A 21925-nucleotide genomic window follows, 5' to 3' on the forward strand; every position below is an offset into this window, starting at 1 on the left:
CGGAAAAAATGAATTCGGCTTCGGCCATCGGGATCGCGCCCGGGTCCACCGCCACCGCGCCCAGGTCTTCGATGCGCGACAAGCTGCGGGCCACGCCTGTGGATAACTCCACCGGCAAGGCTTCGTGGCGGGTTTCGCTCACCGGTTCGGCGCATTCGGCCGCGGCCAGGATCAACCGCGCCAAAGGCCGCGCCAAATCTTGCAGGCCGGCACCGGCCCGGCCGATGCACTCCTCACCCTTGACCTGCCAGACCCGTGTGGCCGGGCGCTCGCCCAGGGCTGCGGCAAACCGCCGGCCCAGTTCGCCGCCACCGGTGCGGCTGTCAGGCAGCAGCCAATGGCGTGGGTTGAATTGGTTATCCACAGCCCGCAGACCCTGGACTCGCTGTTCCGGTGAATAACCGCTGAACGCCTCGCCTTCCAGTACCAGCAAGCGGTCGACACCGGCCGTGGCAAAGGTGCTTTCCTTGTGCTCGCCGAACACCACCGCCAGCACCGCGCCGTCGGTACCGGCCAATTGATGGGCCAGGCCCAGCAGATCGCGGTCGTGACTGCTGAGACGACCGCCCACCATGTCCGGCACCACGCAGATATAAAACGCCGGTTGCGGCACCTGATGCAGCGGCAATTGCACTTCAGTTGCCGCGGTGCGCTTGGTCGCGCCGCCCTGCTGGGCGCCGCTGCGGTCGATACGCTTGATGCCGTTGGGGCCGATGAATCCGACACCATGAACGTTCTTGCGGATGACACCGTTGGGACCCATCCAGCTGTGCTGGACCGGTTGCATGGCCGCGTGCAGTGGGTGCAGGCGGTTACGGGCGATCCACTCGGCGCGAGGGTCGCGGCGGATGATGTCGCTCATTAGTGCACCTCCGCAGGTTCACGTTTGGCCGGAGCCGCTGGTTTGTTCGCAACCGCGTCTTCGAGCAGAGCGTCGGCCACCAGTTCAGCGATGTCCTTGATCATCGGGCGTGGCTCAACCACCCCCTCAAGCATCGCGGTGCACTGTGGACAACCCACTGCCACCAGTTCGGCGCCGGTTTCGCGGATGTCTTCCATGCGCATATCGGGGATACGCTGCTTGCCCGGAATGTCAGTGATCGGCGCGCCGCCGCCACCGCCGCAGCAACGGGAGCGGAAACCGGAACGCTGCATCTCCTTGATCTCGATGCCCAGCGCACGCAGCACCTGGCGTGGCGCCTCGTATTCGCCGTTGTAACGGCCCAGGTAGCAGGGGTCGTGATAGGTCACGCTGTCGCCCTTGTGCTGGCCGAGGTTCAGGGCGCCGGCCTCGATGACTTCTGCCAGGTAAGTGCTGTGGTGCTGCACCCGGTAGTTGCCATCGAAAGCGCCGTATTCGTTTTTCAGTACGTGGAAGCTGTGGGGGTCGCAGGTGACGATCCGGTTGAAGCTGTATTTGCCCAGGGTCTGGATGTTGCGCTTGGCCAACAGCTGGAAGGTCGCTTCATCACCCAGGCGCCGGGCCACATCGCCGCTGTCGCGCTCTTCGAGGCCGAGCACGGCAAAGTCGATGTTCGCCGCCTTGAGGACTTTGACGAAGGCGCGCAAGGTGCGCTGGTTGCGCATGTCGAAGGCACCGTCGCCGACCCAGAACAGTACGTCGGTGGACTTCACCTCGCTGAGCAGGTTCAGGTTCAGGTCCGCCGCCCAGTTCATCCGCCCGCCCGGGGCGAAGCCGCCAGGGTTGTCGGTGGCGATGAGATTTTCCAGTACTTCAGCGCCCTTGTTCGGCGTGGCGCCTTTCTCCAGGGTCAGGTGACGACGCATGTCGACGATGGCATCGACGTGCTCGATCATCATCGGGCATTCCTCAACGCACGCCCGGCAAGTGGTGCAGGACCACAGCGTCTCGGCGTCCACTAGGCCGTTGACGATTGGCTGGTGTGGATTGCCGCTGTGTTCGCCCACCGGTTTACCCCTGCCGTCAAGGGATGGGTAGGGGCTGCCGGCGAATTTCGCATCGGTGCCGCCGGCCAGGCCGACGACCATGTCCTGGATGAGTTTTTTCGGGTTCAGCGGCTGGCCGGCGGCAAAGGCCGGGCACGCGGCTTCGCACTTGCCGCACTGCACGCAAGCGTCGAAACCGAGCAACTGGTTCCAGGTGAAATCCTTGGGTTTCTCAACGCCCAACGGTGCCGCGGGGTCGTTCAGGTCCAAAGGTTTGAGACCGGTTGAGCGGCCGCCACCAAAGCGTTCGGCGCGGCGGTGCCAGGCCAGGTGCAGGGCCCCGGCAAAGGCATGTTTCATCGGCCCACCCCAGGTCATGCCGAAGAACATTTCCGACACACCCCAAAGCACGCCCAGGCCCAACAGCGCCACCAACACCCAGCCCCCGAAGTCGGCCGGCAAGATCCCGGCGACCGGCAAGGTCACCAGGAAAAAACTGATGGAAAACGCGAACAGGCTCTTGGGCAAGCGCATCCACGGCCCTTTGGACAGCCGTGACGGTGGATTGCGACGACGCAGGGCAATGAAGATCGCGCCGCTGAACATCAGCAGCGTGGCGAACAGCAAGGCATAGCCCAGAATGCGATTCTGCAGGCCGAAACCATGCACCAGAATCGCCAGCAGCGCCGCCAGCACAAAGCCACCCGCTGTGGCGACGTGGGTGTTGGCGATGTATTTGTCCCGCGCCACCACATGGTGCAAATCCACCATGTAGCGCTTGGGCATGGCGAAAAGACCGCCGATCAGGTCGACCTTGGACGGTCGCCCCCGGCGCCACATGTTCACCCGCCGCAAAGCGCCAAGGACCGCAAGGCCCAGGGCAGCGAACAGCAGGATAGGAAGAAGGGTGTTCAGCATGGTGAAGCTCCCAAAGACCTCAGGTCTTGCAGGTCGAGATGCCTTACTCGGTTCCTGTGGGAGCGAGCCTGCTCGCGATTCAGGCGCCGCGGTGCCTCAGGCAGACCGCGTTATCGTTCATCGCGAGCAGGCTCGCTCCCACAGGGCTATGTGCAAGCCGTTAGAAATCCTTGCACAACCGCAGCGCGTCGTAGATGGCGGCGTGGGTATTACGCTGCGCTACGCAATCACCGATGCGGAACAGCAGGTAACCATCGCCGCTCTGCTCCAGGCACGGTTGGGGCTTGATCGCGAACAAGGCTTCGACGTCGATCTGGCCCTTGTTGCGCGAACCTTCCTTGAGCGCGTAGTAGATTTCTTCATCCGGCCGCACGCCGTTTTCCACCACCACCTGATCCACCACGCGCTCTTCCTTGGCACCGGTGTATTCGTTCTCCAGCACCGCCACCAGCTTGTCGCCTTCGCGGTAGACCTTCTCCAGCATCATGTCCCCGGTCATGATCACTTCCTTGGGGTACATGCTGCGGTAGTAAGTGGGGAACGAAGTCCCGCCAATGGCCACGCCCGGCTTGATGTCGTCGGTAACGATTTCGACCTGGCTACCCTTGTCGGCGAGGAAGTCGGCCACCGACATGCCGGTGAATTCACAAATGGTGTCGTAGACCAGTACGTTCTTACCCGGTGCAACCTTGCCATCGAGCACGTCCCAGCTGCTGACCACCAGCCCTTCGGCGGCGCCCCAGTGTTCGTTCTGCTCGAGGAATGGATGCCCGCCGACGGCCAGCACCACCACATCCGGACGCAGGTCCATGATGGTCGCCGCGTCCGCCGCCACGCCCAGGCGCAGGTCGACTTTCAGCCGGGCCAGTTCCAGCTGGAACCAGCGGGTAATGCCGGCGATCTGGTCCCGTTGCGGGGCTTTCGAAGCGGTGGTGATCTGCCCGCCGATGAATTCCTTCTTCTCGAACAGGGTCACGTCGTGGCCACGTTCGGCGGCCACACGCGCCGCTTCCATCCCGGCCGGGCCGGCACCGACGACGACCACTTTGCGCTTGGGCCCGGTGGATTTTTCGATGATGTGCGGCACGCCCATGTATTCACGGGAGGTCGCAGCGTTCTGGATGCACAGCACATCCAGGCCCTGGTACTGGCGGTCGATGCAGTAGTTGGCGCCGACGCACTGCTTGATCTGGTCGATCTGGCCCATCTTGATCTTGGCGATCAGGTGCGGGTCGGCGATGTGGGCACGGGTCATACCGACCATGTCGACGTAACCGCCCTCGAGGATCCGCGTGGCCTGGTTCGGGTCCTTGATGTTCTGCGCGTGCAGCACCGGAACCTTGACCACTTCCTTGATACCGGCGGCCAGGTGCAGGAACGGCTCCGGTGGATAACTCATGTTCGGGATAACGTTGGCCAGGGTGTTATGGGTGTCGCAACCCGAGCCCACCACACCGATGAAATCCAGCATTCCGGTGTCGTCGTAGTACTTGGCGATCTGCTTCATGTCCTCGTGGGACAGGCCGTCCGGGTGGAACTCATCACCGCAGATGCGCATGCCCACGCAGAAGTCGTCGCCCACTTCGGCGCGTACGGCTTTGAGCACTTCCAGGCCGAACTTCATCCGCCCCTCGAAGCTGCCGCCCCATTCGTCGGTACGCTTGTTGACCCGTGGGCTCCAGAACTGGTCGATCATGTGCTGGTGCACGGCGGACAGCTCGACGCCGTCCAGGCCACCGGCCTTGGCACGCCGTGCCGCCTGGGCGTAGTTACCGATCACCCGCCAGATTTCTTCCGGCTCGATGGTCTTGCAGGTCGCACGGTGCACCGGCTCGCGCACGCCGGACGGCGACATCAGGGTCGGCCAGTTGAAGCCGTCCCAGCGCGAGCGACGCCCCATGTGGGTAATCTGGATCATGATCTTGGCGCCATGCTTGTGCATGGCGTCGGCCAGGTTCTGGAAGTGCGGGATAATGCGGTCGGTGGACAGGTTCACCGAACTCCACCATTCCTGCGGGCTGTCGATGGCAACCACCGACGATCCACCACAGATCGCCAGGCCGATGCCGCCCTTGGCCTTCTCTTCGTAATACTTCACGTACCGGTCGGTGGTCATGCCGCCGTCAGTGGCGTAGACCTCGGCGTGGGCGGTGCTGAGCACGCGGTTGCGGATGGTCAGTTTGCCGATCTGGATCGGCTGGAACATTGCTTCAAAAGCCATGGCGCGATCCTCGACTTACAACGGCTTGACGATGAACAGGCCGTCGTCGTGGCCTTCTTCGGAACCGCCGTAGACCTGCTCGGCCACGGTGCGGATCTTGCTGCCGCGAGCGGCGAGGATCTGGTCCATGGCGCCGGCAAACCAGCCGGTGAACATGTAGTCGACCTTGCGCCCGACCTTGCCGTACACGTAGACGAACGCCGAGTGTTCCAGCTTGACGCTGGCGGTGCCTTTATCCAGGTCGATGTCCTGGATCTTGAACAGGCCCCAACCGCGCTGGGACAGACGCTTCATGTAATGCTCAAACACCGCGACGCCTTCCAGGCCATGGCATTCGGCTTCTTTTTCACACCAGTGCCAGGCGGATTTGTAGCCGGCCTTGTAGAGAATCTCGGCGTAGGCGTCGGCGCCCAGCACTTCTTCGATGCCCATGTGGTTATTGACGAAAAAGTGCCGCGGCACGTAGAGCATCGGCAGGGCATCAGAGGTCCAGACACCGGTTTCACTGTCGACTTCGATAGGCAATTGAGGGGCGATTTTGGCCATGGAAACTTAACTCCGAAAATTCGTGGTATGCCTGCGGCGCTAATGGCCGCAGGTTAAGGATTCAGTGATGCGGCGGCTTTATTCGCCCCAGACGTCTTTCAGGACGTTGACCCAGTTCTCGCCCATGATCTTGCGCACCACCCGCTCTGGATGGCCGCGCTTGAGCAGCGTCTCGGTGAGGTTCGGGAACTCGCCCACGGTGCGGATGCCCAGGGGGTTGATGATCTTGCCGAAGCTGGTCAGCCGACGGGCATAGCCTTTGTCGTGGGTCAGCATTTCGAAGAAATCCTGACCGTGACCCTGAGTGAAATCGGTGCCGATGCCGATGGCGTCCTCACCGACGATGTTCATGGTGTATTCGATGGCCTCGGCGTAGTCGTCGATGGTCGAATCAATGCCCTTGGCCAGGAACGGCGCAAACATTGTCACGCCGACAAAACCGCCATGGTCGGCGATGAACTTCAGTTCTTCATCGGATTTGTTGCGCGGGTGCTCCTTCAGGCCCGAGGGCAGGCAGTGGGAGTAGCAGACCGGTTTCTTCGATTCGAGGATGACCTCTTCGGAGGTCTTGGAGCCGACGTGGGACAGGTCGCACATGATGCCGACCCGATTCATCTCGGCGACGATTTCACGACCGAAGCCCGACAGGCCGCCGTCACGCTCGTAGCAGCCGGTGCCCACCAGGTTCTGGGTGTTGTAGCACATCTGCACCACGCCAACGCCGAGCTGCTTGAAGATCTCGACGTAGCCAAGCTGGTCTTCGAAAGCGTGGGCGTTCTGGAAGCCAAAGATGATGCCGGTCTTGCCTTGAGCCTTGGCGCGCTGGATATCGGCGGTGGTTTTCACCGGGATCACCAGATCGCTGTTTTCGCGGATCAGTTTCTGGCTGGCCACAATATTGTTGATGGTGGCCTGAAAACCTTCCCACACCGACACCGTGCAGTTGGCGGCAGTCAGGCCGCCCTTGCGCATGTCTTCGAACAGGTCACGGTTCCACTTGGCAATGATCAGCCCGTCGATAACGATGCTGTCGGCGTGCAATTCGGCTGGGCTCATCAGGCAGTCCCCTTTTGTCAGCGATTCATGCGCCGAATCGTGTGCCGGCGCTTTGGGGCCAGCATATGCCTCGGTGCATTGGCGACCGGGTGCAAAAACGACAGGGGAATTGCCGAAAGCGTCAATCCACGACAAAGGGCTATGAGCGGGCCACCCTACCCGTCTGTTCTTTACCCGAGGCTTACGCCAGAATCCGCCGCATCACTGGCTTTCACTGGACTCGAGCGGCAACGCAATGAAATCAATCATCCTGGCTTTGGCTCTGATCAGCACCGTCGCCCACGCGACCGAAGACACCGAACACAACCCCTGCGACGCCGTGGAAAACGACGTCCAGACCCTGGCCTGCTCGGCCTACGGCAAAGCCGCCGCCGAACAACTGCTCGCCGACAACCTGCAGAGCCTCAACGAACGCCTGCAAACCCTCTACGCCGACAACAAGGCCCAGCTCAACGACATCACCAGCAAAATCAGAGTTGCCCAGCAACTGTGGCAAAAACAACGCGATGCCGACTGCGCCATCGCCGTCTTCCCGGCCAAACCCGGCAGCGAAGCCTACAAAATCGCCGAAAACGACTGCATGGCCCAGGTGAGTGATGACCGGTCGGAGTTTTTGGAGTCGATTGGGCAGGAATAAAGGGCCGCTTACGGAGCAATATTCAGACACCGTTCATACGTTGGTCCTAGAGAAAATATAAGTCAGGATTAGCAAATCTTATAAAAGACTTATATTCTTCCATGAACACTATTCACTGGACCAGAAAGGCCGTTAAGCAGCTTCTGAAAATGCACTCTCTGCATCAGGCCCAGGTTCGGGACGCCGTTACGGCGCTCGCCGAGATGCCTGACGTGGTGAATGTCAAAGCACTTGTCGGCCATGACTACGCGTACCGCCTACGGGTGGGTAGCTATCGGGTCATGTTCGATTGGGACGGGGCGATCAAGGTCGTCAGCATTCAAGAGGTCAAGAAACGCGATGAACGTACCTACTGATATTCAGATCATAAACGACGCAAACGGGAATCCTGCATTCGTGGTCATTCCGTATGCCCAATACGTTGCGCAAAAAAAACTGGAACCCGATCTGATTCCCCATGAAGTCGTCAGCCGCATTGTCGACGGCGCCACGCCCATCCGTGCATGGCGCGAACATCTGAACTTGACCCAGGATGAGGTCGCCAGGCGCCTGGGTATTTCTCAACCGGCGTTTGCCCAGCAGGAATCAGTCGCCAAACCTCGCCGGGCAACTCGCGAAAAAATTGCCGCCGCCTTTGGTATCCATGCCGATCAGTTGGAGCTGTAAGCTGCACGCCACTATCGAGCAAAGGAATTCACATGAAAATCTGCGGCATCGAAATCAAAGGCAGCGAAGCGATCATCGCCGTTGCCTCGCTGGATCCACAGGCGTTGAGTCACGTCGCGCTGAATACCAAGAAAATCGCCCTGGACGATGATGACGAGGCCGCCAACGTCAAGGCGTTCGCCGCCCAGGTCCGGGCGTTCGTGGTGGATAACGGTATCGACCGCATCGCCATCAAGAAGCGCAGCAAGAAAGGCGAGTTCGCTGGCGGGCCGACCACGTTCAAGATCGAAGGGGTTTTCCAGTTGCTTGAGGGTTGTGAGGTGACGCTGCTGTCGCCGCAGACCATCAATGCGCAGAACAAGAAACACGACTTCGCATTGCCCGCGACGCTGAACAAGTATCAGCATGAGGCTTATAAGGCGGCGTGTTCGGCGTTGGTGAAGAAGTAAGCCTCTTTCAGCCAAACACTGGACTTGCGGCAGTTTTGTGTGTGGGAGCAAGGCTTGCCCGCGATACAGGCGCCTCGCTCTCCCATGCACCGCGCCGCTTTCGTCGCGGGCAAGCCTTGCTCCCACAGAGGTCCGAACGAGCTTGTCGCGATTGGAGCCGGTGAACATGGCGTTGCCCCCTGCCTCGGTGGTCAACGCATGCTTTCATACTCAATTATGGCGACAGGTGTAATTTATAGTCGCGAACATAGTTGAGTATAAAAACCTGTCAAACCACCTCCCGCCCATCCCCTTGGCGCCGCCGATCTTCCCGCGGGCACCGTTCAAACCTCGCCCGATAACTGCGGGTGAAGTACGACGGTGACTCGAAACCGCAGGCGATGCTCACTTCCAGCACACTCATATCGGTCTGGCGCAACAGTTGCCGGGCCTTTTCCAGGCGCAGGCGCAGGTAGAAGTTGCTGGGAGTGTCGTTCAGGTGCAGGCGGAACAGGCGTTCGAGCTGGCGGCGGGTGACGTTGATGGATTCGGCCAGGGCCAAGGTGCTCAGGGGCGGCTCGCTGTGGGTTTCCATCTCGCCGATGACGTGCACCAGTTTCTTGTTGCGAATGCCATAGCGGCTGGCAATTTCCATGCGCTGGTGGTCTTTGCGCGGACGGATGCGGCCGAGCACGAATTGTTCGCTGACCTCAATCGCCAGTTGCGGGCCATGGGCCTGGCCGATCAGGTCCAGCATCAGGTCGATGGACGCAGTGCCGCCGGCGCAGGTGATGCGCCGGCGGTCAATTTCGAACAGTTCCTGGGTCACACTCAGCTGTGGATAAGATTCCTTGAACGCCTCGATCGCTTCCCAGTGCAGGGTTACGCGATGGCCTTCCAGCAGCCCCGCCTCAGCCAGGACCACACTGCCGGTGTCGATGCCGCCCAGGGTGACGCCCTCGTTGTCCAGCCGATGCAGCCAGCGCTCCAACGCCGGGGTCACGAACTTGAGCGGTTCGAACCCCGCCACCACCCAGAGGGTCGCGCCTTTCTTCAATGGCTCCAACGCGGCATCGGCGTTGACCGACATGCCATTGCTTGCCAGCACCGCCCCGCCATCGGCGCTCAACACATGCCAACGATACAACTCACCGCGAAAGCGGTTGGCGACCCGCAACGGTTCGATGGCCGAAATGAAACCGATGGCCGAAAAACCCGGCATCAACAAGAAGTAGAAATCCTGGGACATGTAGCGCACTCGGTTGGCGGGTAGCGTGCGGTCCTTGATACGCCACAGGTCGCTGCAGTGCAAGAGCGAGTCGCCGCTGTGCGTTTTGCCGGCGGGCTGGCTGCGTAACTTGGCATTACCGGCGCGCAGATGCCGGAACCCATAACAAAGACTGCCGAGGAACCCGACATGAAACGACTGATCAGCTCCTGCGTTCTTGCACTCAGCACCACCACCTTCCTGAGTTCCGCTGCGATGGCGGCCGATCCCGCCGCGTGCCAGAACGTGCGCCTGGGTGTGGTCAACTGGACCGATGTCATCGCCACCAGCGCCATGACCCAAGTGTTGCTCGACGGCCTCGGCTACAAGACCAAACAGACCAGCGCCTCCCAGCAAATCATTTTCGCCGGCATCCGCGACCAACGCCTGGACATGTTCCTGGGCTATTGGAACCCACTGATGACCCAGACCATCACCCCGTTTGTCGAGGCCAAACAGGTCAAGGTCCTGGAGCAACCCAGCCTCAAGGACGCCCGCGCCACCCTGGCCGTGCCGACTTATCTGGCCGACAAAGGGCTGAAGACTTTCGCTGACATCGCCAAATTCGAGAAAGAACTGGGCGGCAAGATCTACGGCATCGAACCCGGTTCCGGCGCCAACACCCAGATCAAGGCGATGATCGCCAAGAACCAGTTCGGCCTGGGCAAATTCCAACTGGTGGAATCCAGCGAAGCCGGCATGCTCGCCGCCGTGGACCGCGCCGTGCGGCGCAAGGAAGCCGTGGTGTTCTTCGGCTGGGCGCCGCACCCGATGAACGTCAACGTGCAAATGACCTACCTCACCGGCAGCGAAGACGCCCTCGGCCCGAACGAAGGCATGGCCACCGTATGGACCGTCACCGCGCCGGACTACGCGCAAAAATGCCCGAACGTCAGCCGTCTGCTGAGCAACCTGACGTTCACCGCCGAAGACGAGAGCCGGATGATGCAGCCACTGCTGGATCACAAGGACCCGCTCGAATCGGCCAAGCAATGGCTCAAGGATAATCCGCAAGACAAGCAACGCTGGCTCGAAGGCGTCACCACCTTCGATGGCAAGCCTGCCGCCGACAACCTGAAACTGACCAGCAACTGAACAAACGCCATCCATCTGCGCAGCGCCAATCGGCTGCGCAGTGACTCATCACGCCTGTAAGGAACCTGCACCATGAACCACGACGTCATCATCACCTGCGCACTCACCGGTGCTGGCGACACGACCGCCAAAAGCCCACACGTGCCGGTCACCCCGAAACAGATCGCCGCAGCCGCCGTCGAGGCCGCCAAGGCCGGCGCCACGGTGGTCCACTGCCACGTTCGCGATCCGCAGACCGGCAAGTTCAGCCGTGACGTGGCGCTGTACCGCGAAGTGATGGAACGCATCAGAGAGGCGGACGTGGACATCATCGTCAACCTCACCGCCGGCATGGGCGGCGATCTGGAGATCGGCGGCGGCGAAAATCCCATGGAGTTCGGCCCCAATACCGACCTGGTGGGCCCGCTGACCCGCCTGGCCCACGTCGAGGAGTTGCTGCCGGAAATCTGCACTCTGGATTGCGGCACTCTGAACTTCGGCGACGGCGACACCATTTATGTTTCCACCCCGGCGCAACTGCGGGCCGGGGCCAAGCGCATCACCGAACTGGGGGTCAAGGCCGAGCTGGAGATCTTCGACACCGGCCACCTGTGGTTCGCCAAGCAGATGATCAAGGAAGGCCTGTTGGACAACCCGCTGTTCCAGCTTTGCCTGGGCATCCCGTGGGGAGCGCCGGCCGACACCACCACCATGAAAGCCATGGTCGACAACTTGCCGGCGGACGCGGTGTGGGCCGGCTTCGGCATCGGCCGCATGCAAATGCCGATGGCCGCCCAGGCCGTGCTGCTGGGGGGCAACGTGCGGGTCGGCCTGGAAGACAACCTGTGGCTGGACAAAGGCGTGCTCGCCACCAATGGCCAACTGGTGGAGCGCGCCAGCGAAATCCTCAGCCGCCTCGGCGCGCGCGTGCTCACGCCGGCGGAGGGGCGCAAGAAGATGGGGCTGACCACCCGCGGCTAAACCCAACCGACACCTTCCCCTGTGGGAGCGAGCCTGCTCGCGATAGCGGTGAAACAGGCGACTGATGTGCCGACTGACACAGCGCCATCGCGAGCAGGCTCGCTCCCACATTTAGATCAGCGAACCCTTTCAGGAAATCACCATGAGCTTTATCACCGACATCAAGACCTTCGCCGCCCTGGGCAGCGGTGTTATCGGCAGCGGCTGGGTCAGTCGCGCCCTCGCCCATGGCCTGGACGTCGTGGCCTGGGACCCGGCGCCGGGTGCCGAGGCAGCGCTGCGCAAACGCGTGGCCAACGCTTGGGGCGCACTGGAGAAACAAGGCCTGGCACCCGGTGCCTCCCAGGATCGGCTGCGCTTTGTCGCGACCATCGAAGAATGCGTGCGCGACGCCGATTTCATCCAGGAAAGCGCCCCCGAGCGCCTGGAGCTGAAGCTCGAGCTGCACGGCCAGATCAGCGCCGCCGCCAAGCCCAATGCGCTGATTGGTTCCAGCACATCGGGACTGCTGCCAAGCGAGTTCTATGAAGGTTCCACCCACCCGGAACGCTGCGTGGTCGGGCACCCGTTCAACCCGGTCTACCTGCTGCCGCTGGTGGAAGTCGTCGGCGGCAAAAACACCGCGCCCGAAGCGGTGCAAGCGGCGATGAAAGTCTACGAATCCCTCGGCATGCGCCCACTGCATGTACGCAAGGAAGTGCCCGGTTTCATTGCCGACCGGTTGCTCGAAGCGCTCTGGCGCGAAGCCCTGCACCTGGTCAACGACGGTGTGGCTACCACCGGCGAAATCGACGATGCCATCCGTTTTGGCGCCGGCTTGCGCTGGTCGTTCATGGGCACGTTCCTGACTTACACACTGGCCGGTGGCGATGCCGGAATGCGCCATTTCATGGCTCAATTCGGCCCTGCGTTGCAGTTGCCGTGGACCTACCTGCCGGCGCCGGAGCTGACCGACAAGCTGATCGACGATGTGGTGGACGGCACGAGCGAGCAACTGGGCAGCCGCAGCATCTCGGCCCTGGAGCGCTATCGTGATGATTGCCTGCTGGCAGTGCTGGAAGCGGTGAAGACCACCAAAGAAAAGCATGGGATGGCCTTCAGCGAGTAAACCTTGGCTTTTGGATCAGCAGGTCTGGCCCCATCGCGAGCAGGCTCGCTCCCACAGGATTTGAGGTGTGAATGCGATCTGTCTCACCCAGAAGTTCATTGTGGGAGCGAGCCTGCTCGCGATAACGCCAGCCCAGTCACCACAACTGTCGGAACCAGAAACATGCCCACCCTCACCACCTACCAAACCCGCATCCTCCCCGAATGGGTCGATTACAACGGCCATCTGCGCGATGCCTATTACCTGTTGATCTTCAGCTACGCGACCGACGCACTGATGGATCACCTGGGCATGGACAGCCAGAACCGCGAAGCCAGCGGCCACTCGCTGTTCACCCTCGAACTGCACTTGAACTACCTGCACGAAGTGAAGCTCGACGCCCAGGTCGAGGTGCGTACACAGATCATCGGCCACGACGCCAAACGCCTGCATCTCTACCACAGCCTGCACCTGGTCGGCGGCGATAAGGAACTGGCCGGCAACGAGCAGATGCTGCTGCACGTCGACCTGGCCGGCCCGCGCTCGGCGCCCTTCACGGAACAGACCCTGGGCAAGCTCAAAGCCCTACTCACGGAGCAATCCGACCTGTCGCCGCCGGCCTATATCGGCCGGGTCATCGCATTGCCGCCGGCCCGATAAAACCCGAACAGGAGATCGCCATGAACACCGCCGCCGCTTTTGCCGACTTCCGTCGTTACCCCCTGATCTGTGCATTGACCGCAGTGACGCCCTTGACCGACCGGGTGCGGGTCACCTGGGCCGACGGTCGGATCAGCCCCTTCCATCATCAGTGGCTGCGGGACAACTGCCCCTGCCCGCAATGCGTCTACACCGTGACCCGCGAGCAGGTGCTGGAAATCGTCGATGTACCTGAAGACCTGGCCCCCGGCGCGACCCGCCTCGACAGTGAAGGCTGCCTGTGCGTGGATTGGCAGGACGGCCACCAAAGCCGTTTCGACCCAGGCTGGCTGCGTGCCCATGCCTACGATGATCAGTCCAGGGCTGAACGCCTGGCGAGCAAGCCCAAGCGCCAGCTCTGGCGGCACGATCTGCAACTGCCGGTGTTCGATTACCAGGCACTGATGGACGACACCGATACGTTGTTGCAATGGTTGCTGGCGGTGCGCGACATCGGCCTGACCCAGGTGCGCGGCGTACCCACCGAACCCGGCTCGCTGAAACTGATCGCCCAGCAGATTTCGTTCATCCGCCAGAGCAACTTCGGCGTGCTGTTCAACGTGCAATCCAAGGCCGATGCCGACAGTAACGCCTACACCGCTTTCAACCTGCCACTGCACAGCGACCTGCCCACCCGGGAGCTGCAACCAGGATTACAGTTTCTGCATTGCCTGGTGAATGACGCCGACGGCGGCGAGAGCCTATTTGTCGACGGTTTCGCCATCGCCGAGGCGCTGCGCCAGGAAGACCCCGAGGCCTTTGCCGCGCTGTGTGAAATCCCGGTGGAGTTTCGCAACAAGGACCGCCACAGTGATTACCGCTGCCTGGCGCCCATTATCGCGCTGGATGCCCTGGGACAGGTCTCGGAGATCCGCATGGCGAACTTTCTGCGCGGGCCGTTCGACACCTCGGTCGAGCAGATGCCCAGGCTGTATCGCGCCTACCGCCGCTTCATAGCGCTGACTCGCGAGCCGCAGTTCCGCCTGATGCAAAGGCTTGAACCCGGCCAACTGTGGTGTTTCGACAACCGCCGTACCCTGCACGCCCGCAATGCCTTCGACCCGGCCACCGGAGCTCGACATTTCCAAGGGTGCTATGTGGATCGCGATGAGTTGCTGTCGAAGATTCTGGTGTTGCAACGGTAGACCGCGTCATCGTTCATCGCGAGCAGGCTCGCTCCCACAGACCTTGTGCACGACACAGAGCCCCTGTGGGAGCGAGCCTGCTCGCGATAGCGGTCTGTCCAACACCCCATCACCCTCTGATTCACCCAGGCAAAAAAATCCCCGATCAAGCCGTGACTGGATCGGGGCAGTTGCGTTACTGGAGGAGCTGTTGCGCGAGGGTGACCAAACCGTCGTGATTCAGCTTGGGGCCAGTGTGCCCAGTCCAGGCCTGGGCAAGTTAGCCGAAAACGACGCCCCCATAGTCATTCATGACATCGCGACCATTTGCCCTTGCCGCCGCTTCGGCCGGCTACCAGAATCGAGTCACGACCCCAATCCCTGAACAAGGAAAAGCGTCATGATGTACGCCGATTTGATCGACCAGGAAGACCTGCTGGGCCAGCTCAAGGCCCTGGGGCTGCAAATACCCAGCGGCTCCACCGCCGAACAGGCCTGCGAGTGTGCGGTGCGCGGGCTGGACACGGCCCGCGCCAATGAACTGCGCAAGATGGTCAAGGACATGTACATCAGCGGCGCCACCATCCTGCCCGCCGTGCGCCGGGCGATTGATCTGCAGCTGCTGCCGGCTTTGGCGGAGTATCAGAAAAACCAGAACGTCTGAAAAACCTATCGCGAGCAGGCTCGCTCCCACAGTGATTCGGTGTCGATCACAGAACTTGTGGGAGCGAGCCTGCTCGCGATTGACGGCGCCTCGGTCTTAAAGCCTCACACTGGCAAACGTCGACTCATTACGTGCCTGGCTCAACGCTGACAACGGGCCAGACAATGGCGACAGCACCAGCGCCTGTGGCAGCGGCATCATCGCCACCTGCTGCGCGGTGTTGGAGCCGACGCGCTCGTCGCGCGGTGGAATGCCGAAGTATTCGCGGTAGCACTTGGAGAAGTGCGGCGTGGAGACGAAACCGCACACCGACGCCACTTCGATGATCGACATCGGCGTCTGCTTGAGCAGTTGCCGCGCCCGGATCAGCCGCAGCTTGAGGTAATAGCGCGACGGCGAGCAATGCAGGTATTTCTGGAACAAGCGCTCCAACTGGCGCCGGGAGACGGCGACGTACACCGCCAGTTCGTCCAGGTCGATCGGCTCTTCGAGATTGGCTTCCATCAGCGCGACGATTTCCTGCAACTTCGGCTGATTGGTGCCCAGCATGTGCTTGAGTGGCACGCGCTGGTGATCCTGCTCGTTGCGAATGCGCTCATAGACAAACATTTCGGAGATCGCTGCCGACAACTCGCGGCCGTGATCGCGGCTGATCAGGTGCAGCATCATGTCCAGTGGCGCGGTGCCGCCGGAACTGGTGAAGCGGTTGCGGTCGAGGGTGAACAGACGGGTGCTCATCGATACCCGCGGAAAGGCTTCCTGCATCGCCGCCAGACATTCCCAGTGCACACTGCAATCGAAGCCATCCAGCAGACCCGCGCAGGCCAAGGCCCAACTGCCGGTGCAGACCGCGCCGAGGCGCCGGGACTGACGGGCCTGGCTCTGCAGCCATGACACGTGTTCACGGGTGACGGTGCGCTGAATGCCCACGCCGCCACACACAATGACGGTGTCGATGGGCGGCGCTTTGTGCATGGCCGCGTCCGGCGTGATTTGCAAGCCATCACTGGCCCAGACCTGGCCGCCATCAACAGTGAGGGTGGTCCAGCGATACAGCTCACGACCGGACAGCTGGTTGGCCATGCGCAGCGGCTCCACCGCGGACGCCAGGGAAATGAGCGTGAAATTGTCCAGCAGCAAAAAGCCGATGGATTGAGGCGCACGGTTCTGGGGTTGGGCCCCTGAGTTGGACGTCGTCATCGCGGTATCTCCTCACACAAAGCAAGTGATGGCCTCAGGCGGAGGCTCTTTTTATTGGTTGTTGCCCTCGGTCTCTACGCAAGAGACGGGCTTTGCATCGATAGAGCAATTGCCATGCCTAAATTGAATGCGTGTTCAATAAATCCTGAAAACGACATTGCGGCCAGTCTAAATAAGGCACGCAATGAGTGTGGGTTATAGGTGCCATCAGGGGCGGCAGGCACCCGCCACCGTTGGCCGTGAGCAGAACGGTAGCACTTGTGGGAACTGGGCTGCGCCACCTGCGCAACCGGTATCACCACAGGTGCGAATGACGAACGGTCGAGGGACGAACAGCGGTGGGTCCGACAAACGGTGTCATGTCTGTTTGCGACGCGCTAAAAGGTGGCGCGTTTGTGGATCGGTGGGCATTTTGTGAGCGATATGCGATCGCCTCGGGCGAGGCGATCAGCACTCCACCGCACTGACCGCCAGTCCACCGCGCGATGTCTCTTTATATTTGTCATGCATGTCGGCGCCGGTATCGCGCATGGTGCGGATCACCCGGTCCAGAGAGATGAAGTGCTGGCCGTCTCCGCGCAGCGCCATCTGCGCGGCGTTGATGGCTTTCACCGCGGCGATCGCGTTGCGCTCGATACACGGCACCTGTACCAGGCCGCCCACCGGATCGCAGGTCAGGCCAAGGTTGTGCTCCAGGCCGATTTCCGCCGCGTTGCACAGTTGCTCAGGCGTCGCACCGAGGATCTCCGCCAGGCCGGCCGCCGCCATGGCGCAGGCCGAGCCCACCTCTCCTTGGCAACCGACTTCGGCACCGGAGATAGAGGCGTTCTTTTTACACAGGATGCCCACCGCCGCCGCGCCGAGGAAGTAATCCACGACGTTGGCATCGGTGACCGCTTCGCTGAATTTCATGAAGTAATGCAGCACCGCCGGAATGATCCCCGCCGCACCATTGGTCGGGGCCGTGACCATGCGCCCACCGGCGGCGTTTTCTTCATTGACCGCCAGGGCGAACAGGTTGACCCATTCCATGGCGCTGAGAGTCGAGCCGATGACATTGGGCTTGTTCAGCTCTTGCAGGCTGCGGTGCAGCTTGGCCGCTCGCCGGCGCACATTCAAACCGCCGGGCAAGATGCCCTCATGCTTGAGACCCTGCTCGACGCAATCCTGCATCGCCCGCCAGAGTTTCATCAGGCCGCTGCGGATCTCCTCCTCCGAGCGCCAGACCTTTTCGTTGGCCATCATGAGCTCGGCCACCCGAAGGTTGTGGGTGCTACACAACTGGAGCAGTTCTTCGGCACTGGAAAAATCGTAAGGCAGTTCAGTGACGTCCAGATCCACCACGCCGCTGGACGCCTGGGCCTGATCGACGACGAAGCCACCGCCGACTGAATAATAGGTGTCGCGGTGCAACTCGCCGTGGTCACCCTCGGCCACCAGCGTCATCGCGTTGGGGTGGAACGGCAGGTTTTCGTCGAGCAGGCGCATATCCCGGGACCAGACGAAAGGCACCGGCAGGCGACCGTCCAGCAGTAGGGTCTGGGTTTGGCGCAACAACTCGATGCGCGGGCCAATCTGCGACGGATCGATCGCGTCTGGCCACTCGCCCATCAAACCCATGATCACCGCGTTGTCACTGCCATGGCCGATGCCTGTTGCTGACAACGAGCCGAACAGCTGCACCTCGACCCGACGCACATCGCGCAGCAACGACTTCGCGCGCATCGCTTCAACGAACAACGCTGCAGCGCGCATGGGCCCCACGGTGTGGGAACTGGACGGGCCGATACCAATTTTGAACAGGTCGAACACGCTGATTGCCATTGCCGAGAACCTCCAGAACAGGCACATCCGGGCGCAGGAGCGCCCGGTGGCGGAGCTGCTACGCTCAACGCCGGGATGCCCGCATCATCCGGCTTTTGCCAGGGCGTTCGACGTCTGACACCGACGCAATCATGCCCACCGACGTCGCCCGCCCTTTGCCCCGGTTTTACGACGTTTTTTGCGTATCAGAGGCCAGCCAAGGGTGAAAAAAATCTGTAAACGACGTCACTGACACTGGATGCGACCCTCCCTGTACTGGATACGACGCACCCTGTAGGCGACAGATTTGCACTGGTACATGATCGGTTACGGCTCGTTTGCAAGGCCGCGTGTCGAAGAGTGCCCACGCGCCACCAACCGCAACCCCAATAAGCGCGGTGGTCCTGACCGGACACCGCCGATAAAACACCAGGAGTCCACCCATGAAAGGTTCCACGCCGTTGTTGTTGGCCGCCATGCTGAGTCTTCCGATGCTGGCCAACGCTGCTGAACCCGCGCAGTGCAGCACCGTCAACTTCTCCGATGTCGGCTGGACCGACATCACCGTGACCACCGCCACCACCAGCGTGGTACTTGAGGCCCTGGGCTACAAAACCAAGACCACCATGATTTCCGTACCGGTGACCTACAAGTCCCTGGCCGACGGCAAGAACATGGATGTGTTCCTCGGCAACTGGATGCCGACGATGGAAAACGACATCAAGGCCTACCGCGAAGCCGGCACCGTGGATACGGTGCGGGCCAACCTGGAGAACGCCAAGTACACCCTGGCGGTGCCCGAAGAGCTCTATAACAAAGGGCTGAAGGATTTCGCCGACATCGCCAAGTTCAAGAAGGAACTGGACGGCAAGATCTACGGCATCGAACCGGGTAACGACGGCAACCGCCTGATCCAGAGCATGATCGACAAGAATGCCTTCGGCCTGAAGGACGCCGGTTTCAAGATCGTCGAGTCCAGCGAAGCCGGCATGTTGTCACAGGTCGATCGCGCCGAGCGCCGCAGCACCGCCGTGGTGTTCCTGGGCTGGGAACCACATCCAATGAACACCCGCTTCAAAATGAAGTACCTCACCGGTGGTGACGAGTACTTCGGTCCGAATTTCGGCCAGGCAACCATCTACACCAATACCCGCAAAGGCTACGTCCAGGAATGCAGCAACGTAGGTCAGTTGTTGAAAAACCTGACCTTCACCCTGGACATGGAAAGCACGCTGATGGGCAACGTGCTTGACGACAAGATGAAGCCTGACGCAGCCGCCAAGGCCTGGCTGAAGAAAAACCCACAGGTACTCGATACCTGGCTCGCTGGCGTGACCACCATTGACGGTAAACCCGGCCTGGAAGCCGTGAAAGCCAAGCTTGCGCAGTAATGCTTTTATGCCGGGCGGGTTCGCTCGTCCGGGCTGTTTATTCCTTGCATGCGGATGTTCACTACCATGCTGATTGATCAGAAAATACCCTTGGGCCAGTACATTGCGGGCTTTGTCGACTGGTTGACGCAACACGGCGCCAACACATTCGATGCCATCGCCTTGTCACTGGAAACGATGATTCACGGCGTGACGTTTGCGCTGACCTGGTTCAACCCGCTTGTCTTGATCGGCCTCATCGCTCTACTGGCGCATTTTATCCAGCGCAAGTGGGGCCTGACGGTCTTCGTTATCGCAGCCTTTCTGCTTATCCTGAACCTGGGTTACTGGCAGGAAACCATGGAAACCCTGGCCCAGGTGCTGTTCGCGACCCTGGTCTGTGTCTTGATCGGCGTGCCGCTGGGCATTGTTGCCGCGCACAAGCCGCTGTTCTACACCATGATGCGTCCGGTGCTCGATCTGATGCAGACCGTACCGACCTTCGTTTACCTCATTCCTACCCTGACCCTTTTCGGGCTGGGTGTGGTCCCCGGTCTGATCTCGACGGTGGTGTTCGCGATTGCCGCGCCCATCCGCTTGACCTACCTGGGTATCCGCGACGTTCCGGACGAACTGATGGACGCCGGCAAAGCCTTCGGCTGCTCCCGTCGCCAACTGCTGTCCCGTATCGAACTGCCCCATGCGATGCCCAGCATCGCGGCCGGTATCACCCAATGCATCATGCTGTCGTTGTCGATGGTGGTCATCGCCGCGCTGGTGGGTGCCGACGGCCTGGGCAAACCCGTGGTCAACGCACTGAACACCGCTGATATCGCCCTGGGCTTCGAAGCAGGCCTGGCGATCGTATTGCTGGCAATCATGCTCGACCGAATCTGCAAGCAACCCGACGCCAAAGTAGGGGGTGACGCATGAGCATAATCCGCTTCGAAGAGGTCGACGTGATCTTCTCCAAAGATCCACGTGAAGCCCTCAAGCTGCTCGACCAAGGCATGACACGCAACGAAATCCTGAAGAAAACCGGGCAAATCGTCGGTGTGGAAAAAGCCAGCCTGGACATTGAAAAAGGCGAAATCTGCGTACTGATGGGGCTTTCCGGCTCCGGTAAATCCAGCCTGCTGCGTTGCATCAACGGCTTGAACACCGTCAGTCGCGGGAAGTTGTTCGTCGAGCATGAAGGCCGGCAGATCGACATCGCCTCCTGCAGCCCGGCCGAACTGAAGATGATGCGCACCAAGCGCATTGCCATGGTGTTCCAGAAGTTCGCCCTGATGCCCTGGCTGACGGTGCGCGAAAACATCAGCTTCGGCCTGGAAATGCAGGGCCGGCCGGAAAAGGAACGCAAGAAGCTGGTGGATGAAAAACTTGAGCTGGTGGGCCTGACCCAGTGGCGCAACAAGAAACCGGACGAGTTGTCCGGCGGCATGCAGCAACGGGTCGGTCTGGCCCGCGCCCTGGCGATGGACGCCGATATCCTGCTGATGGACGAACCTTTCTCGGCCCTCGACCCACTGATCCGCCAGGGCTTGCAGGACGAATTGCTGGAATTGCAACGCAAACTGAGCAAGACCATCGTGTTCGTCAGCCATGACCTGGACGAAGCCCTGAAGCTGGGCAGCCGGATCGCGATCATGAAAGACGGCCGGATCATCCAGTACAGCAAGCCGGAAGAAATCGTGCTGAACCCGGCCGACGATTACGTGCGCACCTTCGTCGCCCACACCAACCCGCTCAACGTGCTCTGTGGCCGCAGCCTGATGCGCACCCTGGACAACTGCAAGCGCATCAACGGTTCGGTGTGCCTGGATCCGGGCGGCGACTCCTGGCTCGATCTGGCCGAAGGCAACACCATCAAGGGCGCCCGCCAGAACGGCGCGGCCCTGGACCTGCAAAATTGGGCCCCGGGCCAAGCCGTCGAAGACCTGGGCCGTCGTCCGACCCTGGTGGACTCCAACATCGGCATGCGCGACGCGCTGCAGATTCGCTACCAAACCGGCAACAAACTGGTGCTTCACGACAACCAGCAGGTCGTCGGGATTCTTGGCGACAGTGAGCTGTACCACGCACTGCTCGGCAAAAATCTGGGCTAAGCGAAACCGAAAAAAACGCCGCGAGACGATCGCGGCGTTTTTGTTTGGGTGATTCTGAACTGCTGACCAGCTTGACTTGGAATGCAAATCCCCTCACCACAACAGTATTCCAGCTATCAAGCGCATTTGGCCTACATGCCAACCGACGAGTGTTATAAAGACATCCCC

At 61.1% G+C, this 21925-nt stretch carries 21 protein-coding genes; 13 read left to right on the top strand and 8 right to left on the bottom strand.

The window, feature by feature from the left end:
* The 5 genes from GSM73_RS23350 to GSM73_RS23370 all read right to left on the bottom strand — a co-directional run.
* Positions 1–862: electron transfer flavoprotein subunit alpha/FixB family protein (locus GSM73_RS23350; protein ID WP_256677072.1), on the bottom strand; the 862-nt coding region annotated here is incomplete at its 3' end.
* Positions 862–2826, bottom strand: a complete 1965-nt coding sequence (dgcB, locus tag GSM73_RS23355) for a dimethylglycine demethylation protein DgcB (RefSeq protein WP_047230383.1) — start codon at positions 2824–2826, stop codon at positions 862–864. The genes dgcB and GSM73_RS23350, both read right to left, overlap by 1 nt.
* 160 nt (positions 2827–2986) lie before the next feature.
* Entirely contained in the window at positions 2987–5047 is a 2061-nt protein-coding gene (gene dgcA, locus GSM73_RS23360) for a dimethylglycine demethylation protein DgcA (RefSeq protein ID WP_047230382.1), read from the bottom strand.
* A gap of 15 nt (positions 5048–5062) precedes the next feature.
* Positions 5063–5593: a 4-vinyl reductase gene (locus GSM73_RS23365; RefSeq protein ID WP_003177589.1), complete on the bottom strand. Its 531-nt coding sequence runs from the start codon at positions 5591–5593 to the stop codon at positions 5063–5065.
* Positions 5594–5671: 78 nt separating this feature from the next.
* Positions 5672–6649 carry a dipeptidase gene (locus GSM73_RS23370; protein WP_047230381.1) on the bottom strand — a complete coding sequence of 326 codons (978 nt, stop codon included), beginning with the start codon at positions 6647–6649 and terminating at the stop codon, positions 5672–5674.
* A 235-nt stretch (positions 6650–6884) separates the two neighbouring features.
* On the opposite strand from GSM73_RS23370, the gene GSM73_RS23375 reads away from it, so the two are divergent.
* The 4 genes from GSM73_RS23375 (at position 6885) to GSM73_RS23390 (ending at position 8401) form a co-directional block, all read left to right on the top strand.
* The gene (locus GSM73_RS23375) at positions 6885–7286 is read left to right on the top strand and encodes a lysozyme inhibitor LprI family protein (protein WP_076383398.1); all 402 of its coding nucleotides are present in this window, start codon (positions 6885–6887) and stop codon (positions 7284–7286) included.
* 101 nt (positions 7287–7387) lie between these two features.
* Positions 7388–7642, top strand: coding sequence for a type II toxin-antitoxin system RelE/ParE family toxin (locus GSM73_RS23380; protein ID WP_047230379.1), 255 nt, complete (start codon positions 7388–7390; stop codon positions 7640–7642).
* Positions 7626–7952 (top strand): helix-turn-helix domain-containing protein, encoded by a 327-nt coding sequence (locus tag GSM73_RS23385; protein WP_076383397.1) that lies wholly within the window; start codon positions 7626–7628, stop codon positions 7950–7952. Before GSM73_RS23380 ends, GSM73_RS23385 begins: the two co-directional genes overlap by 17 nt.
* Positions 7953–7984: 32 nt before the next feature.
* On the top strand, positions 7985–8401 hold the full coding sequence (locus tag GSM73_RS23390) for a DUF3010 family protein (RefSeq protein ID WP_047230377.1): 417 nt from the start codon (positions 7985–7987) through the stop codon (positions 8399–8401).
* Between the two features lie 268 nt (positions 8402–8669).
* Here GSM73_RS23390 and GSM73_RS23395 read toward each other — a convergent pair whose 3' ends face one another.
* Positions 8670–9629, bottom strand: coding sequence for a GlxA family transcriptional regulator (locus GSM73_RS23395; protein WP_047230376.1), 960 nt, complete (start codon positions 9627–9629; stop codon positions 8670–8672).
* Positions 9630–9797: 168 nt separating this feature from the next.
* Between GSM73_RS23395 and choX the strand changes: the two genes are divergently transcribed.
* From choX to GSM73_RS23425, 6 genes are all read left to right on the top strand, one after another.
* Positions 9798–10742, top strand: coding sequence for a choline ABC transporter substrate-binding protein (gene choX / locus GSM73_RS23400; protein WP_047230375.1), 945 nt, complete (start codon positions 9798–9800; stop codon positions 10740–10742).
* Positions 10743–10814: 72 nt separating this feature from the next.
* On the top strand, positions 10815–11702 hold the full coding sequence (locus GSM73_RS23405) for a 3-keto-5-aminohexanoate cleavage protein (protein WP_076383396.1): 888 nt from the start codon (positions 10815–10817) through the stop codon (positions 11700–11702).
* Between the two features lie 142 nt (positions 11703–11844).
* The gene (locus GSM73_RS23410) at positions 11845–12810 is read left to right on the top strand and encodes an L-carnitine dehydrogenase (RefSeq protein WP_047230373.1); all 966 of its coding nucleotides are present in this window, start codon (positions 11845–11847) and stop codon (positions 12808–12810) included.
* Positions 12811–12972: 162 nt separating this feature from the next.
* The gene (locus GSM73_RS23415; protein WP_047230372.1) at positions 12973–13449 is read left to right on the top strand and encodes a thioesterase family protein; all 477 of its coding nucleotides are present in this window, start codon (positions 12973–12975) and stop codon (positions 13447–13449) included.
* 20 nt (positions 13450–13469) lie between these two features.
* Positions 13470–14633, top strand: coding sequence for a gamma-butyrobetaine dioxygenase (locus GSM73_RS23420; protein WP_160893957.1), 1164 nt, complete (start codon positions 13470–13472; stop codon positions 14631–14633).
* Between the two features lie 379 nt (positions 14634–15012).
* A complete protein-coding gene (locus GSM73_RS23425; RefSeq protein WP_047230370.1) occupies positions 15013–15276 on the top strand; it encodes a hypothetical protein in 264 nt (87 codons plus the stop codon).
* 96 nt (positions 15277–15372) lie between these two features.
* Here GSM73_RS23425 and GSM73_RS23430 read toward each other — a convergent pair whose 3' ends face one another.
* Together GSM73_RS23430 and GSM73_RS23435 are read right to left on the bottom strand one after the other, a co-directional pair.
* Positions 15373–16476 (bottom strand): GlxA family transcriptional regulator, encoded by a 1104-nt coding sequence (locus GSM73_RS23430; protein WP_047230369.1) that lies wholly within the window; start codon positions 16474–16476, stop codon positions 15373–15375.
* Positions 16477–16923: 447 nt separating this feature from the next.
* Positions 16924–18300 (bottom strand): L-serine ammonia-lyase, encoded by a 1377-nt coding sequence (locus GSM73_RS23435; protein ID WP_047230368.1) that lies wholly within the window; start codon positions 18298–18300, stop codon positions 16924–16926.
* A 422-nt stretch (positions 18301–18722) separates the two neighbouring features.
* Between GSM73_RS23435 and GSM73_RS23440 the strand changes: the two genes are divergently transcribed.
* The 3 genes from GSM73_RS23440 to choV all read left to right on the top strand — a co-directional run bounded on the left by GSM73_RS23440 (position 18723) and on the right by choV (position 21757).
* Positions 18723–19670 (top strand): choline ABC transporter substrate-binding protein, encoded by a 948-nt coding sequence (locus GSM73_RS23440; RefSeq protein WP_047230367.1) that lies wholly within the window; start codon positions 18723–18725, stop codon positions 19668–19670.
* A gap of 66 nt (positions 19671–19736) precedes the next feature.
* Positions 19737–20582 (top strand): choline ABC transporter permease subunit, encoded by an 846-nt coding sequence (choW, locus tag GSM73_RS23445; protein WP_047230366.1) that lies wholly within the window; start codon positions 19737–19739, stop codon positions 20580–20582.
* Entirely contained in the window at positions 20579–21757 is a 1179-nt protein-coding gene (gene choV / locus GSM73_RS23450; RefSeq protein ID WP_139048978.1) for a choline ABC transporter ATP-binding protein, read from the top strand. The genes choW and choV overlap by 4 nt, the downstream gene beginning before the upstream one ends.
* Positions 21758–21925: the final 168 nt, after the last annotated feature.

It is taken from the genome of Pseudomonas sp. PICF6 (assembly GCF_009831705.1).
Lineage (GTDB): Bacteria > Pseudomonadota > Gammaproteobacteria > Pseudomonadales > Pseudomonadaceae > Aquipseudomonas > Aquipseudomonas rhizophila.

Bases quoted from the DNA above. Each gene is read 5' to 3' on its own strand.
- dgcB (WP_047230383.1), bottom strand. From the start codon at position 2,826: ATGCTGAACACCCTTCTTCCTATCCTGCTGTTCGCTGCCCTGGGCCTT.
- dgcA (WP_047230382.1), bottom strand. From the start codon at position 5,047: ATGGCTTTTGAAGCAATGTTCCAGCCGATCCAGATCGGCAAACTGACC.
- GSM73_RS23365 (WP_003177589.1), bottom strand. From the start codon at position 5,593: ATGGCCAAAATCGCCCCTCAATTGCCTATCGAAGTCGACAGTGAAACC.
- GSM73_RS23370 (WP_047230381.1), bottom strand. From the start codon at position 6,649: ATGAGCCCAGCCGAATTGCACGCCGACAGCATCGTTATCGACGGGCTG.
- GSM73_RS23375 (WP_076383398.1), top strand. From the start codon at position 6,885: ATGAAATCAATCATCCTGGCTTTGGCTCTGATCAGCACCGTCGCCCAC.
- GSM73_RS23380 (WP_047230379.1), top strand. From the start codon at position 7,388: ATGAACACTATTCACTGGACCAGAAAGGCCGTTAAGCAGCTTCTGAAA.
- GSM73_RS23385 (WP_076383397.1), top strand. From the start codon at position 7,626: ATGAACGTACCTACTGATATTCAGATCATAAACGACGCAAACGGGAAT.
- GSM73_RS23390 (WP_047230377.1), top strand. From the start codon at position 7,985: ATGAAAATCTGCGGCATCGAAATCAAAGGCAGCGAAGCGATCATCGCC.
- GSM73_RS23395 (WP_047230376.1), bottom strand. From the start codon at position 9,629: ATGTCCCAGGATTTCTACTTCTTGTTGATGCCGGGTTTTTCGGCCATC.
- choX (WP_047230375.1), top strand. From the start codon at position 9,798: ATGAAACGACTGATCAGCTCCTGCGTTCTTGCACTCAGCACCACCACC.
- GSM73_RS23405 (WP_076383396.1), top strand. From the start codon at position 10,815: ATGAACCACGACGTCATCATCACCTGCGCACTCACCGGTGCTGGCGAC.
- GSM73_RS23410 (WP_047230373.1), top strand. From the start codon at position 11,845: ATGAGCTTTATCACCGACATCAAGACCTTCGCCGCCCTGGGCAGCGGT.
- GSM73_RS23415 (WP_047230372.1), top strand. From the start codon at position 12,973: ATGCCCACCCTCACCACCTACCAAACCCGCATCCTCCCCGAATGGGTC.
- GSM73_RS23420 (WP_160893957.1), top strand. From the start codon at position 13,470: ATGAACACCGCCGCCGCTTTTGCCGACTTCCGTCGTTACCCCCTGATC.
- GSM73_RS23425 (WP_047230370.1), top strand. From the start codon at position 15,013: ATGATGTACGCCGATTTGATCGACCAGGAAGACCTGCTGGGCCAGCTC.
- GSM73_RS23430 (WP_047230369.1), bottom strand. From the start codon at position 16,476: ATGACGACGTCCAACTCAGGGGCCCAACCCCAGAACCGTGCGCCTCAA.
- GSM73_RS23435 (WP_047230368.1), bottom strand. From the start codon at position 18,300: ATGGCAATCAGCGTGTTCGACCTGTTCAAAATTGGTATCGGCCCGTCC.
- GSM73_RS23440 (WP_047230367.1), top strand. From the start codon at position 18,723: ATGAAAGGTTCCACGCCGTTGTTGTTGGCCGCCATGCTGAGTCTTCCG.
- choW (WP_047230366.1), top strand. From the start codon at position 19,737: ATGCTGATTGATCAGAAAATACCCTTGGGCCAGTACATTGCGGGCTTT.
- choV (WP_139048978.1), top strand. From the start codon at position 20,579: ATGAGCATAATCCGCTTCGAAGAGGTCGACGTGATCTTCTCCAAAGAT.